Below are 16,212 nucleotides of genomic sequence, written 5' to 3'. Positions count from 1 at the left end.
CGCCACGCCCACCGGCTCGGCTGTGATCGGAGTTTCCGCGTCCGTGGTGCACCCGGACACCCGCCCCCGCCTGACCTGGTCGCCGCCCGAGCTGACCGACCCGACGACGATCGCGGTGTCCGCGACCCGCCGCGACGTGCGGCTGGACCCCACGCGCGACTACGTCATCGAGATGCCGGACGAGCCGCTGTTCGTGCACGGCGGGCTCCAGATCAGCGGTGGCCGCAACGTCGTCCTCATCGGCGGGCACGTCGACGTCCCGGCGAGCGCGTCGGCGGCGGGTGGCAACGCCGTGCGCGGGCTGTACCTCAAGGGCCAGACGGGCACCGTGCACGTCGAGGGCCTGCTCATCTCCGGCGACGGCCTGGGTGAGGGCATCAACCTCGACCAGCGCGAGGGTGCCGTCGTGCAGCTGCAGAACGTCCGGGTCGAGACGACCCGCGGGTCGGCGGCAGGCCACCACGCCGACGTCCTCCAGACATGGGCCGGTCCGCGCCAGTTGCTCATCGACGGGCTAACCGGCGATACGGAGTACCAAGGCATGTTCCTACTTCCTACTCAGCACTACGACACTGAGCCGGAGCGCTTCGACCTGCGTCGGGTGGACCTTTCCGGCACGGCTACAAGCGGCTACCTCATGTGGCGCGACAGCCGCGCGTGGCCCCTTGATGTGAGCAACGTGTGGGTCTCGCCGCGGACCCCTCCTGGCGTGACGGCTTCTTGTGGCCCAAGGGTGACGGCGCCGGCACCGCGGCGTGGCCGTCGGTGCAGGTCGGGACCCCGCCGACCGGGGACTTCGTCCCGGCGGGGACGGCCGGTGTGGGCTACACGTCGCCCGGCTACGCGGACGACATCGTCCTGCCGGTGCTGCCCGCCGTGCCCGACGACGACACCGGTGACGGCGGGCGACCGGTGGGGCTCGAGCCGATGCCCGTCCCGACCCCCGCGCCCGTTCCGGCGCCGATTTCTCCGGTGGGCAATGTCGACGGCGTGGTGCCGGTCGCCGGGGGTGTGCGCGTCCGGGGTTGGGCGGCGGACCGGGACACCACCGCGCCGCTGTCCGTTGACATCACCATCGACGGCGCGACCCGCCGGGTGACCACCGGCGTTCCTCGAGCCGACGTCCCGCGGGTGTTTCCCGACCTGGGCGCCCAGACCGGCTTCGACACCGTGATCCCGGTCGCCCCCGGCAGGCGCACGGTCTGCGTCACCTTCGTCAACGTGGGTTCCGGTGCGGACCGGTCGTTCGACTGCCGCACCGTCACCGTCGACGACGTCACGGCACCGACCTTCGCGGGCGACCCGGCGCTCGAGTTGCGTGAGGGCGTCATTTCTTCGACGGGCCTCGTTCCGGTGACCGCTCGCTGGTCCGTCGCCGACGACGTCGCAGTGCGAGAGGTGCGGCTTACCTCACCGATACAGGCCGCGTACTCATCTGCCACGCTGGCGGTGAACATCGAGGTGCCCGTAGGAACGTCGACCTGGTCGGCTGCAGCTGACGACCACTCGGGCAACACCGGGGCAGCGTCGAGTGCTCGGACCGTCACGCTGGTCCCGGATTCGCAGGCAACACGCGTCAACTACTGGTGGGGAACCCACAGCCCAGTCCACACCGACGGCACCGCGCGGAGGACGAATCGTGCTGGCGCCTCGATGGCCTACACGTTCGCGGGACGTAGTGTTGCATGGGTCGCGTCCAAAGAGGCGAACCACGGTCGGGCCCACGTCTACGTAGACGGGGTACGCCAGGCGACCATCGACCTGCAGTCGAGCACGAAACGCCATCGAGAGATTGTCTTCACCCACGCCTGGGAAGAGCCGGGTGTCCACACGATCACCGTCGTCGTCGAGGGCACCAGCGGGCGTCCGACGGTGACTAGCGACGGCTTCATCACCGTCGACTGAGCGTCGGGCCGCGGGGGCCGCTGTGTCCCCGCGGCTCCGGGCGGCACGCGATTCGTGACGCACCGGACGATGCTGCTGGGTCCTCGATTCGGGTCGAGTCCGCAACTCGATGCCCGACGACGCGCGGTGTCGGCGGCGACGCCGACGATCAGGCCGAACCGTGCACCGCGGACGACGGGTTCGTCTCTCCGGGATACAGCGGTCGACTCCGCCGGCGGCCGCAGAGCTCATCCCTGAGTTCGCCCCTGCCCCGCCATTGCCTACCCTTGTTGCGGTGCCCTCGCCGTCGCCTGTACCGGGGTCGCCGCGTTCCGGCTGGCGCACATTCGCCGGTCCTAGGCGGATTTCCCGCGAACGTCCGGCCAGGTTGACACTCTCTCGTTGGCTTTGACCTCGATTCGCCCCGGGTTCGGTGGAGGCCCGGTTATCTGGCTCCGGCAGTGAGTTCGGCCGGTGCGGTTGCAGGGTAGTGCGCCCAGTAGTGCTGCTCGAGCTCTGCTGGTGGGACCAGTCCGATCTCGCCGTGCAGGCGCCGGTGGTTGAACCAGTCGACGTACTCGGCGACGGCGATCTCGACGTCGGCGACGGACTTCCAGCCCCCTGGTGGGCGCATCGCGGGGTTGCGGATGCACTCGGTCTTGAACAGCGCGTTGAACGCCTCGGCCAGGGCGTTGTCGTAGGAGTCGCCCTTGGAGCCGACCGAAGCGACGGCCTTGGCCTCGGCGAGCCGCTCGGTGTAGCGAATCGCTCGGTACTGCACTCCGCGGTCGCTGTGATGGGTCAGGCCGGTCACGTCCTGCCCGGCGCGAAGCCGTGCCCACAGGCCCATGTCGAGTGCGTCCAGGGCCAGATCGGTGCGTAGCGAGGTCGAGACCTGCCACCCCACGACCAGCCGGGAGAACACGTCGATGACGAACGCCGCGTAGGTCCACCCGGCGTGGGTGCGCACGTAGGTCAGGTCCGCGACCCACAGCTGGTTCGGTGCGTCCGCGACGAACGCGCGGTCCACCAGATCCGCCGGCCGCTCGGTCTGCGCACCGTCGCTGGTGGTCGTGCGGCGGGTCTTCTCCCGGCTGATCCCGCGCAGCCCCTCGGCCCGCATGAGCCGTTCCACCGTGCACCTCGCCACCGCGGTGCCGGTCCGGTTCAGCTCGGCCCAGACCTTCTTGGCCCCGTAGACGCACAAGTTCTCCTGGAAGGTCTTGCGGATCAACGGCACCAACTGCGCATCGCGAACCGCACGCGCCGACGGGGCCCGCGTGCTGGTCGCGTAGTACGTGCTCGGAGCGATCTGTGCCGCAGTGCCCTTGAGCACCGCGCAGATCGGCTCGACCCCGAGCTCGCGCCCCTCCACCACCTCGTGGCGGTGAGCGTCGATGTAGTCGACTACCTGACGGACGGGCGGTCGAGCTCCGCCGCGAAGAAAGCCGAAGCCGTCTTCAAGATGTGGTTCGCCCGCCGCAACTCCTTGACCTCACGCTCTAGCTCGGTGATCCGTGCCGCGTCCTGGCTCGTCGTCCCGGCCCGCTGCCCGCCGTCGATCTCCGCACGCTTGACCCACGTGCGCAACGCCTCCGGGTGCACGTCCAGATGGCCCGCGACCCGACGGACCACGACCATCCGCTGCTCACCCGCCGCGATCGCGTCCAACGCCATCCTCGTGGCCCGCTCACGCAGCTCCTCGCTGTACTTCTTCGGTGCCGGCATGACTCTCATCCTTCCTGGGTTGAGAGCCTCCACCGAACCCGGGGCGAATCACCTTCGGTGACAGGAATCCGTCTCGCCAGGCAGACCCTCGGGGGCGACCCAGGCGCCCCACGTGGCCACCGGCCAGTTCCGGCCGTCCAGCCACAGCATGTAGCCAATGGTCGGGATGCCATGTAGGTCAACGCGGCGGAGGTCGAAGCGCTCAAGGTTCGGCGCACCTCGGCGACCGGACGGCTGACCTACGTCACCGACACGGCCGCGACCAACCTCTCCCGACGTGCCGGGCGTCGTGGGCTCCACGTGCGCGGCGCGGCCTACGAGCCGGCGGCGCCGGTAGGGGTGGCTGGCACCCGGTCGATCGGCGCGGTACCTGGGGGCGCAGGCCTACGTGTCCCGTGGGTCCGTCCGGCGCGACAGCGGTCGGCGCTCAACGTGCTCGCGGGAATCCGCGAGGGGCGAGAATCTGCAGGTCTACTCGCACCGGCGGAAGGGCACCCGGCGCCCGACCACGTCGACGTCAACTACCTCGTCGGCAACGGCAACGACGTCGCCAACATGGTTGTCGCCGGACTTAATGACGACGGGTCCGTGAGCATCCACAGCGACAAGGCAAGCTCGGGCGCCGCCCACACGTCATGGTCGAGGCTTTCGGGTATCTCTCCGGGAGGTGATCTCGGTCTCCCCGGCCGCGTGCGACGCACAGGTCAGCGCGTCAGCGTGTGCCACCCTGTGACCGTGCCTCGACCGAACCGTTCCTCCTCCGTCCCCGCGTTCGTCGCGACGACCGGCGGTCATCTCGTCCAGATGAACCTCATGGCGCCCGTCCTCGAGCCCGAGCGGTACCGCGACGCGATCTGGATCACGCACCGGACGCCGCAGAGCGAGAGCATGCTCGCCGGTCAGCGCGCGTTCTTCGTGGACGAGGTGCACGCCCGCGACTGGCGCACGGTGCTGCGCCGCACGCCCGAGGTGCTGCGCATCCTCAAGGGCAACGACGTCGACGCCGTCTACAGCACCGGTGCCGCGATGGCGCTCGTGGCCCTGCCCGGCGCCCGGCTCGTCGGGGCCAGGCCCCGGTACGTCGAGTCGCTCGCGCGCTCGACCGGTCCGTCGCTGGCCGGGCGGGTGCTGCAGGCGGTGCCGTGGGTGCCCGTCTACACCCAGTACCCGCAGAACCGGTCGTGGCGCTGGAAGTACGAGCACAGCCTGCTCGACTCCTTCGCCGTGAGCCCGGCCGGTGAGCCCCGGACGCCGCAGCGCATCTTCGTCACGCTCGGCACGACCCGGCCGTGGCACTTCCGCAGCCTCGTCGAGCGGGTGCTTGAGATCGCGCCCCCGGTGCGCACATCGTGTGGCAGACCGGCGTGACCGACACCTCCGGCCTGCCCGTCGACGCCCGCGAGATGATGCCGGACGAGGAGTTCCGCGCCGAGATCGAGGCGGCCGACGTCGTCGTCTCGCACGCGGGTGTCGGGACGTTCATGCGGTGCCTCGACGCTGGCAAGGTCGCGATCCTCGTGCCGCGCCGCGCCGCCCGTGGTGAGCACGTCGACGACCACCAGGAGCAGATCGCCGCGGTCGGCAGCCGCCGCGGGCTCGCGCTCATGCGTGAGGTCGGTGAGCTGACCGCCGAGGACCTGCTGCGCGCGACCGGCCTGCGCGTGACCCGCACCGTCGGCGGCGACGACGCCACCCGCCCGGCACCGGGTGGTGACGCGTGACCGCGCAGCCCCGGGCGCCGCCCCGGCCTCGCCCCTACCCGGCCCCAACGGCTGGCGCGTGGCGCACGACTTCGCCTTCACCATCGGCGGGGCGGAACGCGTCTCCGCGCTGCTGGCCCTCGAGGTCGCGACCGAGCGGCCTCTGGTGACCCTGGGCGGGCGGCCGGAGATCTTCGCCGAGCTCGGTGTCGACGAGGTCGAGGTGCGCCACCCGCGCCTGTTCGCCGAGCGGTACTACCGGCAGGCCAGCCTGCTGTTCCCCCTGCTCGCGTCGATGGCCCGGCCGGTCCCCGGCAACGTCGTCGCGTCGTCGTACGCGTTCTCCCACCACCTGCGGGGCACCGGGCAGACGGTGGTGTACTGCCACAGCCCGCTGCGCCAGGTGTGGAGCGGCTCGTCGATGTACAGCGGCACCATGCCCGCTCCCGCGCGCCTCGCGCTGCGCGCGGCGACGAGCCCGCTGCGCCGCTCCGACCACGCCGCGGCCAACCGGGCCGACACCTATGTCGCCAACAGCAAGGCGGTTGCCCAGCGGATCCGCCGGTTCTACGGCATCGAGCCGGCCGCGGTCGTGTACCCGCCCTTCGACGACAAGTTCCGGCCCGCACCCATCCCGCGGGGCGATCACTACCTCTGGGTGGGGCGGATCGTGGAGCCGTACAAGCGCCTGGAGCCGCTGCTCGAGGCGTTCCGCGCCTCGCCGCACCGGCGCCTCGTGGTGGCCGGGGACGGCCGCGACGGACCCCGGCTGCGGGCCTCCGCGCCGCCCAACGTGTCCTTCGTCGGGGCCGCGGACACCGACGCGCTGGCCGCCGGGTACCAGGCGGCGCGCGCGGTGATCTTCCCCAGCGAAGACGACTTCGGGCTCGTCCCGGTCGAGGCGATGGCCTGCGGCACGCCCGTGCTCGCCCTCGGCCGAGGTGGGGCGCTCGAGACGGTCGTCGAGGGGCGCACCGGCGTGCTGTTCCCCGAGTCCACCCCGCGGGAGATCGGCGCCGCGCTGGACCGGTTCGAGGCGTCGACCTGGGACCACGACGAGATCCAGGAGTACGCGCGCTCGCACTTCGGCCGCGACGAGTTCGTCCGGGCGATGCGCGCGGTCCTCGCGGACGTCGAGCGCGCAGGCTGACACCGGCCAGCAGTCACAGGTTCCAACAGACAGGGTGATATTGCGTGGCAGCGCGGACGGGCTGCCGGCGTGCTGTTCTCCGTGTCGTAGCCTGAGTGCCCTGGCGCGCGGCGGCAGTACGGCCGCAACCCCGGCGGCCTACGGCCGCCCGCTAGTCAGCAGGACCGGTACACGCGGACCGGGTGCCCGCTCCCAACTATGACGTCGAGCTCACCAGGAGATCGTGTGACCGCCTCTTCGCCCCCGTCTCCAACGTGCGTAACGCGATGCGACGGTTCTGGTGGGTGGTGCTGCTGCTCACGGGCATCACTACGGCGGTGGCCGTGTGGGCAAGTCAGTTCGCCCCTGATGTCGAGTACACAGCTGAAGCGCAGTACATCGTGCCTGTGCAGACGGGTCTGGAGGTAGTCCCGTCGACGCTGCCCGGTAACGCGTTCGACGCTGGGGGCCTCGCGCGGACATACGCAACTGTCCTCGAGACCGACATGGCGCTCATCTCTGCGCTGTCTACGCAGTCCGGCGTCACACTCGAGGAACTCGAGGAAGGCATGACCGCATCGGTCGTCAATTCGACGCCCGTGGTCACCGTTACTTTCACCTCGACAGACGAGGCGCGGACGCTCGGGTTCTTCCCCACGCTGACGAACGTGCTGTCGCAGGGAACTACGCCCAACATCCCACCCGGAAACCTCGTTCTGCTGCGAAGCCCGCAGACCACCGACAGTGCTGGGTCCTTGGCGCCGTATCCCGTGCTGGGTGTCCTTGCCGGGCTCCTGCTCGGAATCGGCGCCGCACTGCTGCTGGAGCGCCTCGACTCGCGCGTTCGGGGCGCCGCAGAGCTGCGGCGTTTGACGACGCACCCGGTGCTCGACCTCACGGGTCATCATGGTGAGGCTGTCGATGGCGTCGTCGCACTGCGCGCGCTGAGGCTCGCCGACGACGTGGCCGAGGTCGCCGTCGTTGGGGTCGACGCGCCGTCCGCAGGTATGACGACGCCTCTCGCGGATCGACTCGCGCGCGCTGGGCAGCAGATTGCTGGACATGCCGCGGACGCGCCGCCCAGCGCCCGGTGGCAGCCGTCCGGCGTACTCGCTGGCGGAAGCCCCGCGGAGCTCACGGTGCAGCGCGCCGACGCGACCGTGCTCGTCGTGGCTGTTGGGGCCCGCATGAGAGCCGTCGAAGACGCACTTGTCCAGCTCGACCTGCTTGGCGTGACATCCGCCGTGCTCACCGTCGTGCCGCGGAGTCGGTACCGGCCGGCGTCGGTCGAGACGCGAGCGAATCGGTCCGCTGAAGGAGACGCGCCGTCGACCGCTGACGGATCCACCGCCTCTCGAGACCTCCCTGCTAAGCCGTGAACGTCTCGCACGGCGCACGCACCGCCGTGCCGGATGACGTAGCGAGCTGGGCGCCAACAACAGAGGAGCGGGCGACCCGGTGGCGGTTCGCACGCCTCGGTGTGGTCATGGCTCTAGTCGCGACACTGATCGGTGCGTCGGCTCTCGTGCATCCCGCCGCACCAGTCGCTCTAGCAGCCGTGGTGATCGTCCTCGTGGCGATCTGGCGGCGCCCGCTTGTCGCTGCGGTACTCGTCGCATCCGTTGTGCCAGCGACTGCGGGACTGGACCGCGGGCTGGTGGTCCCAGAACTCAAGATCTCCGAGATCCTGTTGGTGCTGTGCCTGGCGCCCCTGGTCTTTCGGCGTACCGCGCGCTGGCGCCGCATCAACAGCATCGACATAGCGCTGTTGACCGTGGCGGTCACGGGGCTCGCGCTCGAGGTGGCCAACGGGCTCAACGCCGACAACCTGGCCCTCGACATGTTGTTGCGGAGCGGGCTCTTCCCTGCCTTCACTTTCGCCACTTGGTGGGTCGCGTCTCGCGGGGTGTCCGATCGGCGCGACGTGGACACTGTGCTGCGGTGGGTGCTGCTGGTGAGCGTAGTGCCCGCGACCTTGGGCATCCTGCAATACCTCGACGTGCTCGGCGTCCGAGCGGCGCTTTCCTCGGTGGTCGACAGTGGCCTTCTTCCGGAGCCGGGCGGCACTTTCAGCCGTGTCACTGGGCCATTCACGATTGCGCACTCGTTCGGCGGCTATCTTCTCGTGCCGTTGATCATCGGTGCGGTGCTGCTCCTTGGCAGCCGCTCATCGGTCCTCGGGCGACGCGCCCTGGCGACTGTGGTCGCAGTCGACGCCGCTGCACTCGTGCTCTCCGTCACGATTACTACGCTTCTATGGGCAGTCGCGGCCTTCCTGATTGCGGCGACCATGGTTCAGTATCTTCGCCGGGCGCTGGCCGCACTCGTCAGCGTCGCATTGCTGGCCGGCCTGGTGTTCTGGCCAGCTCTGGCCGATCGCTGGCAGGCGCAGACGACGCCCGCCTCCGGTACAGCGGAAGGCGCGGTGCCTCAGACCTTCCAGTTCCGTATCCTCGTCTGGCAGCGCGACTACCTTCCGCTGCTCGCCGAGGCAGCCCCCGCGGGGCTGAACATCGGCCCGGGCGATGTGGTGTTCACCTCGACAGAGAACCAGTACATCAGCCTCATCTTGCGTGGTGGAGTCGTCTTGCTACTGGCCACCGCGGCCTCGCTGGTCGTGCTGGCCCGCCGCGCCGCTCATGCCGCACGCGTAGAGCCAGAGCACACCAGCCTGCCCGCCGCGGCGATCTTCGGGATCTTGGTGTTCCTGCCCGTGGCCTGTATCGCGTGGCCGTACGTCACGAATGCTGGCCTCCCGCAATCGTTGTTCGGGGTGGCAGGCGCTGTGCTGGCGATGGCGGGCACGCCACCGGGCGGGCACTGGGCGCCGGGCGTCGCGACGGTGCGGCGTTGACGATCGGCGACCAGAGAGAGTGCAGGCTGCAAGCCCAATGTGACGCATCTCGCATGGGCGTGGCGCGATGTCACCCGGGAGCGAGGGTCTCTACGTCACAGCCATGCCACAGGATGGAAGGATGACTACTTCCCGTGCCGACGAAGCGCCACCGAGCCGGGGCTCCACGGCTCGGCGGCGTCTGCTCGCCACCGTTGCAGCTGCTCTCGCGCTAGTGCTTGCGCTCCTGATCGGCGTTCAGATCGGGCGGTCGACAGTGGACATGGAGCCCGGCGCGAGCGGTACAGACCCGGACTCGGCAGAGAGCCGTGAGTCCGGCGGGACCAGGCTCGAGGTCCCCGCCGAGCTCACCTGGGCACCGCCCGAACTTGATGACCCGGAGACCATCGAGGTGACCGAGGACGAGCATGGCCTGAAGCTAGAGGACGACTCGGACTACGTCATTGAGATGCCGGATGAGCCTTTGGACGTCGTGGGTGGCTTGACGATCCATGGCGGGCGGAATGTCGTTCTGATTGGTGGCGAGATCCGAATATCTGAGGAGGGTGAAGGCAGCCACGCGCAGCGGGCGCTATTCCTGAAGGACCAGACCGGGACCGTCCACATCGAAGGTTTGCACATCACAGGCGCCGCGCTCGCCGAAGGCGTCAACCTCGATCAACGCAAGGGAGCGACGATCCAGCTGCAGAACATCCGGGTGGAACAGGTCGTCGGTGAGCGCGACGGCCACCATGCCGACGTGATCCAGACCTGGGCGGGGCCGTCGGTGCTGCGGGTGGACCGGCTCACCGGTTACACGACCTATCAAGGGTTCTTCCTGCTCGCGAAGCAGTTCATCGACGACGACCCCGAGGGCTTCGACCTGCGCAACGTCAACCTGATCGGCGAAGACGCTGGCTACCTGTTGTGGCGGGATTCGGATGCCTGGCCGATCGAGGTGCAGAACGTGTGGGTCGAGACCGACAAGGATCCCGACGACCGCGACCAGTTCCTCTGGGCCCGTGGTGACAACAGCGACGACACCTGGGACGACGTCAAGGTCGGCACACCGCCACGCGGAGACTTCGTGCCTGCTGAGGTAGTTGGTGTGGATTACGCATCGCCCGGCTACGCCGGTGACGGTGCCGACGATTAGTCGGACAGATGCGTCGGGCCCCTCCTTGGGGCGGGCGAGGACGCAGGCGGCAACGCGGATGATGAGGATTCAAGTGGACAAGTTGGTGACTTTCGACTGCTTCGACACGGTCGTGACCCGGGCAGTCGGTGAGCCCCGGTCGGTGAGCTACCTCGTCGCTAGGCGGTTGGCCGAGCTTGGCCATGAGTTCGGCGGGGCCGAGGTATTCGCGTCGGCGCGCGTCGCCGCGGAGGACCTGACCTACCGGCGACTTGGCGACCGATACACGTTGTCGGATGTCATGCGTCAGCTCGTTGACCTGCTGGGGCTGGACGCCGAGGTGGCACCTGACCTGGAGCGCGCCGAGCTCGACGTGGAGCGGTCGATCACTCGCGCGGTTCCTGCCGGCGTGGCGCAGGTCGAAGCGGCCAGGGCGACGGGTGCGCAGATCGGCTTTCTTTCGGACACGCCGTTGCCCCGAGCTTTCGTCGGAGAACTGCTCACGACGAGCGGCGCTATGCGCGATGGCGATCTGCTGTGGGTCTCCAACGAGCTCGGCGCGGGCAAGGATCGCGGTACCGCGTTCTTCGAGGTCGCAAAGTCGCTGCCCGAAAGGCCGCGGAAGTGGGAGCACTACGGGGACAACCCGCGGGGTGACGTACGGATGGCTCGTCTTTCGGGCGTCGCGGGGCAATGGGTGAGCCGGGGTCGGCTGAACCGGTACGAGAAGCTGCTGGAGGGTGCCGCGCAGTCCACAGGAGGATTCTCATCACTCCTCGCAGGTGCGTCGCGTCGAACCCGCCTGGTTCTAGAGGTCGAGCGTCCGGACATCGACGGCGACCGGGCGACCGTGATCGCTGGGGTCGCGGCTCCTACCCTCGTCGGCTACGTCCTGTGGTGCCTGCGTCGAGCGCAGCGTGCCGGTTGCTCCCGGGTCTACTTCGTAGCCCGCGACGGCGAGGTCATGCTGCAGATTGCGCGGCGGTTGATCCGGGGCCTGGGCCTTGAGATGGACCTGCGGTACCTCGAGGGATCGCGACGGGCCTGGCTGTTGCCATCGATGGGTGACGTCGATGCCGGGCGTCTTGCGGCCGTCCTCGGGCGCGAGGAGAAGGTCACAGTCCGCAAGTGCCTCGAGTGGGTCGATCTGCTTCCCGAGGACGTCGGGCAGGTGCTCTCCGAAGCGGGTTTACCTGCGTCGGTGTGGGACGCGCGGCTGGACCCTCCCGGCGTCTCGCGCATGGTCGATCTGATGACCGGCGCATTGAGCGAGCGAGTTGCGGAGCGTTCCCGCGCTCGGACGGCGGCAACGCAGGACTACCTCCGTCAGGAGGGTTTGCTCGAAGAGACGCCATTCGCCGTCGTCGACATCGGGTGGCAGGGCACGGTGGGCCGTCTACTCACTGCCGTGCTCGAGCGATGCGGTGGTCAGCCTCCAGCGGTCGAGTGCTACTTCGGTCTGACGAAGCCCCAGCACGATGCCGAGGGGCGTGACCCGCGTGGCTACATGTACGACGAGTGGCGTGGCACCGGCGCCGGCACGCGGTTCGTTGACGACTGGGTGGCGTTGGAGATGTTTGCGGCACCTACGCACGGCCGTGTGGGCGGCTACGAGCGTGATGGCAACGTCGTTCGGCCGATCCGCGGCGACGCCGGACCGGCTCATGCTCTCGAATGGGGGCTGGAGGCTGTGCGGCACGGTATCGACGTGTTCTGCGACGAGCTTGCGCCCACTTTGGGGCTGCTCGACCCGTACGTGGATGTGCGAGCGGCGACCTGGTCTGCGCTTCGGACGTTCTGGCTTCTTCCAACGGCCGCCGAGGTGCGGGCATGGGGCGACTTCCCCTTCGAGGAGGACGACGAGCTGCACTACGCGATCGCAGAGGGCCTCTCTGGTCGGGAAGTGTTGGCGAGCTTGCGAGCCCGGAGTCCACGGCTGCGACGGCGCGGTACATGGCCCGCTGGCGTCCGTGCACGCGCCTCACGACCCGTCCGAGCCATGGATCGTGGGGCGAAGTCGATCGGCGAGCTGGCGGGCAAGGCGGCACGGGTGCAGATGTTCGCCATGGGCCGACGTCGAGTCGCCCGGCGGGGCCGTGACGCGTGAGCGGCGGGCGAAGCCGGCGCTGTGCCAGGGCGTGTCACGGTTAGACCGCCTCGGCGGTCGTAAGCCTCAGCGGGCGGTGCGGTAGGCGCGCACAGCGAGCATCTGTCGCACGAGTCGGCAGGCGATTTCCTGGACGCGGTTCGCATTGAGCAGTCCCGCGGCGCGATACGCGACCCCGAGAGGCGCCGTGGTGAGAGCTTGCGGGAAGCGGGCGGCCACAGCTGCCAGCCGAACGAGCGGCGCGGGACCGGCGACCAAGGCGAGTACGTGGCGCGGGATCAGCTCGGGTTGGTCGGACCAGCGATGTTCCAGAGCTGCCGTCGACCGCCCACGTGCGAGCGACTCACGGACGAATGCGTGCCATCCCCGGCGGTGAAGATGGCTGCTCACCACTGTGCGATCGAAGCGAGCAGTTGCACCCAGCTGGGCGAGCCGGAGGCCGAGGTCGAGGTCTTCGCTGTAGTCGAGGCGGATCGAGGGACGTAGCGTCTCAGCTTCCCGGTACAGGGCGGCGTTGATGCTCGCCGCCCCGCCCCACAAGCCCGCAGGCAGTGTGCTCGGATCAGATTCCCATCGGCGGGTCGCCCCGTCGTACTCCCGGGCGTACAAGCGGCTGGGTGCGTCGTCCCGGCCCCACGCGGGAGGCTGCGCGACGGGCATATACCCAAGCAGCACCCCCGCTGTGTCCCGGCGTGAAAGCGCCGGTGAGCGTCGACGACGCCCGGTCCTGGCATGACATCGTCGTCGGCCATGAGGACGACGTCGCCGGTCACGGCCTTGAGGCCTTCGATCCGGGCTAGCGCGAGTCCCGAGTTCGTCGCGAGCTCGAGCACCGTCAGCTCTGAGACACCCAACGCCTCCAGCTGGGCGCGGGCGCCGGGGTGGGGGCCGTCCAGCACGACGACGACCTGGTCGGCGGACTGCGCCACGTAGGCCTCGATGAGCGATGGCAGGCGCTCGTGCCGACGGTACGAGGGGATGACGACCGAGATCAGAGGGCCGCTCACTTGTAGCCCGGAGACGTGTACTTCGTTCCCGCCACGTCAGACGGCACAACGTCTCCAGAAGCGGGCTTGCCGGACTGGACACCGTCCCATGTGCCGCGCAAGAACTGGCTGCGCGCGACGTTGCCCTGGGACGTCGATGCCCAGACGTTCTGTGTCGTCAGTGGCCACGTACCGCTCCGCCAGGCGAGGTACTTGCTTCCGGCCTGGCCGACAAGGTTGACGTTCCGCAAGTCCATCAGGTCGGGCAGCGGCCCGTACTGCTGGGGGGTGAGGAAGAAGCCCTGGTATGTGGTGTAGCCGGTCAGGCCGTCGACGCGCAGGACCTTGGGGCCGGCCCAGGTCTGGAGTACGTCGGCGTGGAAGCCGCTGCCGGAGCCGTGGACGGTGTCGACGCGGATGTTCTGGAGCTGGACGGTGGCGCCGTTGCGCTGGTCGAGGTTGATGCCTTCGGCCAGCGCGGCACCGGTGATCTTGAGGCCTTCGACGTGGATCGTGCCGGACTGCCCCTTGAGGTACAGGCCGCGGACGTCGTTGCCGTGGGTGCTGTTCTTGCTGATCTTGATCTCGCCGCCGATCAGGACGACGTTGCGGCCGCCGCCGATGATCAGACCGCCCTTGGCTTCGAGCGGGGTGCTGGGCATCTTGACGATGTAGTCCTGGCCGGCCTTGAGGATCAGGTCGCGGTTGGTGTTCGAGACGGTGATCGTTGTCGGGTTGGTGAGCTTCGGCGGGGCCCACGTCAGCGTGCGTGACGAGCTCGACACGGCCGGTGTGGGGGTGGGGGCCGGGGCCGGCTTGGGTGCCGGGGTCGCGGTGCCGGACGTGACGGTGGCGGTGCGGCAGGCGAAGGTGCGGTCCGCCCCAGGGCCGACGTTGACCACGGTGACGCAAACCTCGTGGCTGCCCTTGGGTAGCGGCACCACCGTCTTGTAGCCGGTGCGCGGGCCGAGATCGGGGTAGGCGCGGGGGACATCCGCGCGGGCGACGTCGGTGGTCAGGGTGCGGGTGCTGCCGGCGACGGCGACCTTGACGGTCACCGGCTTGGTCGTGTTGCGGTCAGCGGCCCAGCCGAAGACCTCGAGCCCACCGGTGACCGGAGTGACCCGGTCGAGATTGCCGACCGGCGACCCCGCCGGCGCGGCCTGCGCGGGTGCAGTCGCGGTAACGAGAAGTGCACCGGCCACAGCGGCGACGGCTAGGCGGCGGGCTAGCCCGGGCAGCGCAGTCGGTCGGCCGCTACGGGCATGACTCGAGCGTCTGGGGTGCACGTGGTTCTCCGTGTCGTTCGGTGGCCTGCTGCGAACGCACGGCCCGTGGCGTCACGTCCCTGTCGTGCAGGTCCGCGTGTCCTGTGGACTCGTGACACCGTAGGGGCACAGCCTGCGGCCCAGCAAGCGAAGTGACATACCTCACCTAGTGAACTCGCGCAAGGGCTGAATGGGTAAGCCGCGGGTGATTTGTGCTCGAGGTCGACGGTACGGGAGAACGATGAGCCGGAGGGAGAAGGGGCAGTAGTGCACCGCCGCCTCCTCCCTCGTGACCGCACCCAGCCGGCGGGCCCTATGCGACACCTGGCCGAAGATCAGCCGGTGTACCCCGGCGATGCGTAGCGCGTGCCAGCCATGCTGGACGGCACGATGTCGCCACTCGTCGGCACTCCCGACTGAGCGTTGGCCCAATCGCCGCGCAGGAATTGCGTACGCGGAACGCTGATCTGGGAAGTCGATGCCCAGACGTTCTGCAGCTTCAACGGCCAGGCACCGCCGTCACGCCAGGCGAGGTACTTGCTTCCGGCCTGGCCGACAAGGTTGACGTTCCGCAAGTCCATCAGGTCGGGCAGCGGCCCGTACTGCTGGGGGGTGAGGAAGAAGCCCTGGTATGTGGTGTAGCCGGTCAGGCCGTCGACGCGCAGGACCTTGGGGCCGGCCCAGGTCTGGAGTACGTCGGCGTGGAAGCCGCTGCCGGAGCCGTGGACGGTGTCGACGCGGATGTTCTGGAGCTGGACGGTGGCGCCGTTGCGCTGGTCGAGGTTGATGCCTTCGGCCAGCGCGGCACCGGTGATCTTGAGGCCTTCGACGTGGATCGTGCCGGACTGCCCCTTGAGGTACAGGCCGCGGACGTCGTTGCCGTGGGTGCTGTTCTTGCTGATCTTGATCTCGCCGCCGATCAGGACGACGTTGCGGCCGCCGCCGATGATCAGACCGCCCTTGGCTTCGAGCGGGGTGCTGGGCATCTTGACGATGTAGTCCTGGCCGGCCTTGAGGATCAGGTCGCGGTTGGTGTTCGAGACGGTGATCGTTGTCGGGTTGGTGAGCTTCGGCGGGGCCCACGTCAGCGTGCGTGACGAGCTCGACACGGCCGGTGTGGGGGTGGGGGCCGGGGCCGGCTTGGGTGCCGGGGTCGCGGTGCCGGACGTGACGGTGGCGGTGCGGCAGGCGAAGGTGCGGTCCGCCCCAGGGCCGACGTTGACCACGGTGACGCAAACCTCGTGGCTGCCCTTGGGTAGCGGCACCACCGTCTTGTAGCCGGTGCGCGGGCCGAGATCGGGGTAGGCGCGGGGGACATCCGCGCGGGCGACGTCGGTGGTCAGGGTGCGGGTGCTGCCGGCGACGGCGACCTTGACGGTCACCGGCTTGGTCGTGTTGCGGTCAGCGGCCCAGCCGAAGACCTCGAGCCCACCGGTGACCGG

General features: G+C 69.3%; 12 protein-coding genes and 1 pseudogene. 8 read left to right on the top strand and 5 right to left on the bottom strand.

Annotated elements, in window-relative coordinates; genetic code table 11:
• Window positions 1–681 precede the first annotated feature (681 nt).
• Window positions 682–1,905 (top strand): hypothetical protein, encoded by a 1,224-nt coding sequence (locus tag REH70_RS17945; RefSeq protein WP_310749433.1) that lies wholly within the window; start codon window positions 682–684, stop codon window positions 1,903–1,905.
• Between the two features lie 424 nt (window positions 1,906–2,329).
• Here the strand turns inward: REH70_RS17945 and REH70_RS17940 are convergent.
• A protein-coding gene (locus tag REH70_RS17940) for an IS3 family transposase (protein WP_310749431.1) occupies window positions 2,330–3,612 on the bottom strand; the annotation gives its coding sequence in 2 pieces (ribosomal slippage) (window positions 2,330–3,333 and window positions 3,333–3,612; 1,284 coding nt in all).
• A gap of 735 nt (window positions 3,613–4,347) precedes the next feature.
• Between REH70_RS17940 and REH70_RS17935 the strand changes: the two genes are divergently transcribed.
• From REH70_RS17935 to REH70_RS17905, 7 genes are all read left to right on the top strand, one after another.
• On the top strand, window positions 4,348–4,980 hold the full coding sequence (locus REH70_RS17935) for a hypothetical protein (RefSeq protein WP_310749427.1): 633 nt from the start codon (window positions 4,348–4,350) through the stop codon (window positions 4,978–4,980).
• Window positions 4,977–5,333, top strand: coding sequence for a glycosyltransferase (locus REH70_RS17930; protein WP_310749425.1), 357 nt, complete (start codon window positions 4,977–4,979; stop codon window positions 5,331–5,333). Before REH70_RS17935 ends, REH70_RS17930 begins: the two co-directional genes overlap by 4 nt.
• Before the next feature lie 58 nt (window positions 5,334–5,391).
• The gene (locus REH70_RS17925; protein ID WP_310749423.1) at window positions 5,392–6,462 is read left to right on the top strand and encodes a glycosyltransferase; all 1,071 of its coding nucleotides are present in this window, start codon (window positions 5,392–5,394) and stop codon (window positions 6,460–6,462) included.
• 284 nt (window positions 6,463–6,746) lie between these two features.
• Window positions 6,747–7,820, top strand: a complete 1,074-nt coding sequence (locus REH70_RS17920) for a hypothetical protein (RefSeq protein WP_310749421.1) — start codon at window positions 6,747–6,749, stop codon at window positions 7,818–7,820.
• Window positions 7,821–7,999: 179 nt separating this feature from the next.
• The gene (locus REH70_RS17915; protein WP_310749419.1) at window positions 8,000–9,295 is read left to right on the top strand and encodes a hypothetical protein; all 1,296 of its coding nucleotides are present in this window, start codon (window positions 8,000–8,002) and stop codon (window positions 9,293–9,295) included.
• Between the two features lie 121 nt (window positions 9,296–9,416).
• The gene (locus tag REH70_RS17910) at window positions 9,417–10,430 is read left to right on the top strand and encodes a hypothetical protein (RefSeq protein ID WP_310749417.1); all 1,014 of its coding nucleotides are present in this window, start codon (window positions 9,417–9,419) and stop codon (window positions 10,428–10,430) included.
• Window positions 10,431–10,503: 73 nt separating this feature from the next.
• On the top strand, window positions 10,504–12,516 hold the full coding sequence (locus REH70_RS17905; RefSeq protein WP_310749415.1) for a hypothetical protein: 2,013 nt from the start codon (window positions 10,504–10,506) through the stop codon (window positions 12,514–12,516).
• Window positions 12,517–12,582: 66 nt separating this feature from the next.
• Here the strand turns inward: REH70_RS17905 and REH70_RS17900 are convergent, their stop codons facing one another.
• From REH70_RS17900 to REH70_RS17890, 4 genes and pseudogenes are all read right to left on the bottom strand, one after another.
• Window positions 12,583–13,125 carry a hypothetical protein gene (locus REH70_RS17900; protein WP_310749412.1) on the bottom strand — a complete coding sequence of 181 codons (543 nt, stop codon included), beginning with the start codon at window positions 13,123–13,125 and terminating at the stop codon, window positions 12,583–12,585.
• A 95-nt stretch (window positions 13,126–13,220) separates the two neighbouring features.
• Window positions 13,221–13,523: pseudogene (locus tag REH70_RS20930) on the bottom strand (glycosyltransferase family 2 protein); the annotation flags it as partial.
• The gene (locus tag REH70_RS17895) at window positions 13,520–14,707 is read right to left on the bottom strand and encodes a hypothetical protein (RefSeq protein ID WP_310749409.1); all 1,188 of its coding nucleotides are present in this window, start codon (window positions 14,705–14,707) and stop codon (window positions 13,520–13,522) included. The pseudogene REH70_RS20930 and the gene REH70_RS17895, both read right to left, overlap by 4 nt.
• A gap of 398 nt (window positions 14,708–15,105) precedes the next feature.
• The gene (locus REH70_RS17890) at window positions 15,106–16,152 is read right to left on the bottom strand and encodes a hypothetical protein (protein WP_310749407.1); all 1,047 of its coding nucleotides are present in this window, start codon (window positions 16,150–16,152) and stop codon (window positions 15,106–15,108) included.
• Window positions 16,153–16,212 lie beyond the last annotated feature (60 nt).

The sequence above is a fragment of the Cellulomonas sp. ATA003 genome, from assembly GCF_031582905.1.
GTDB lineage: Bacteria > Actinomycetota > Actinomycetes > Actinomycetales > Cellulomonadaceae > Pengzhenrongella.
Note: the sequence above shows the minus strand (reverse complement) of the source record. Positions and strands in the feature narration are given on the sequence as shown.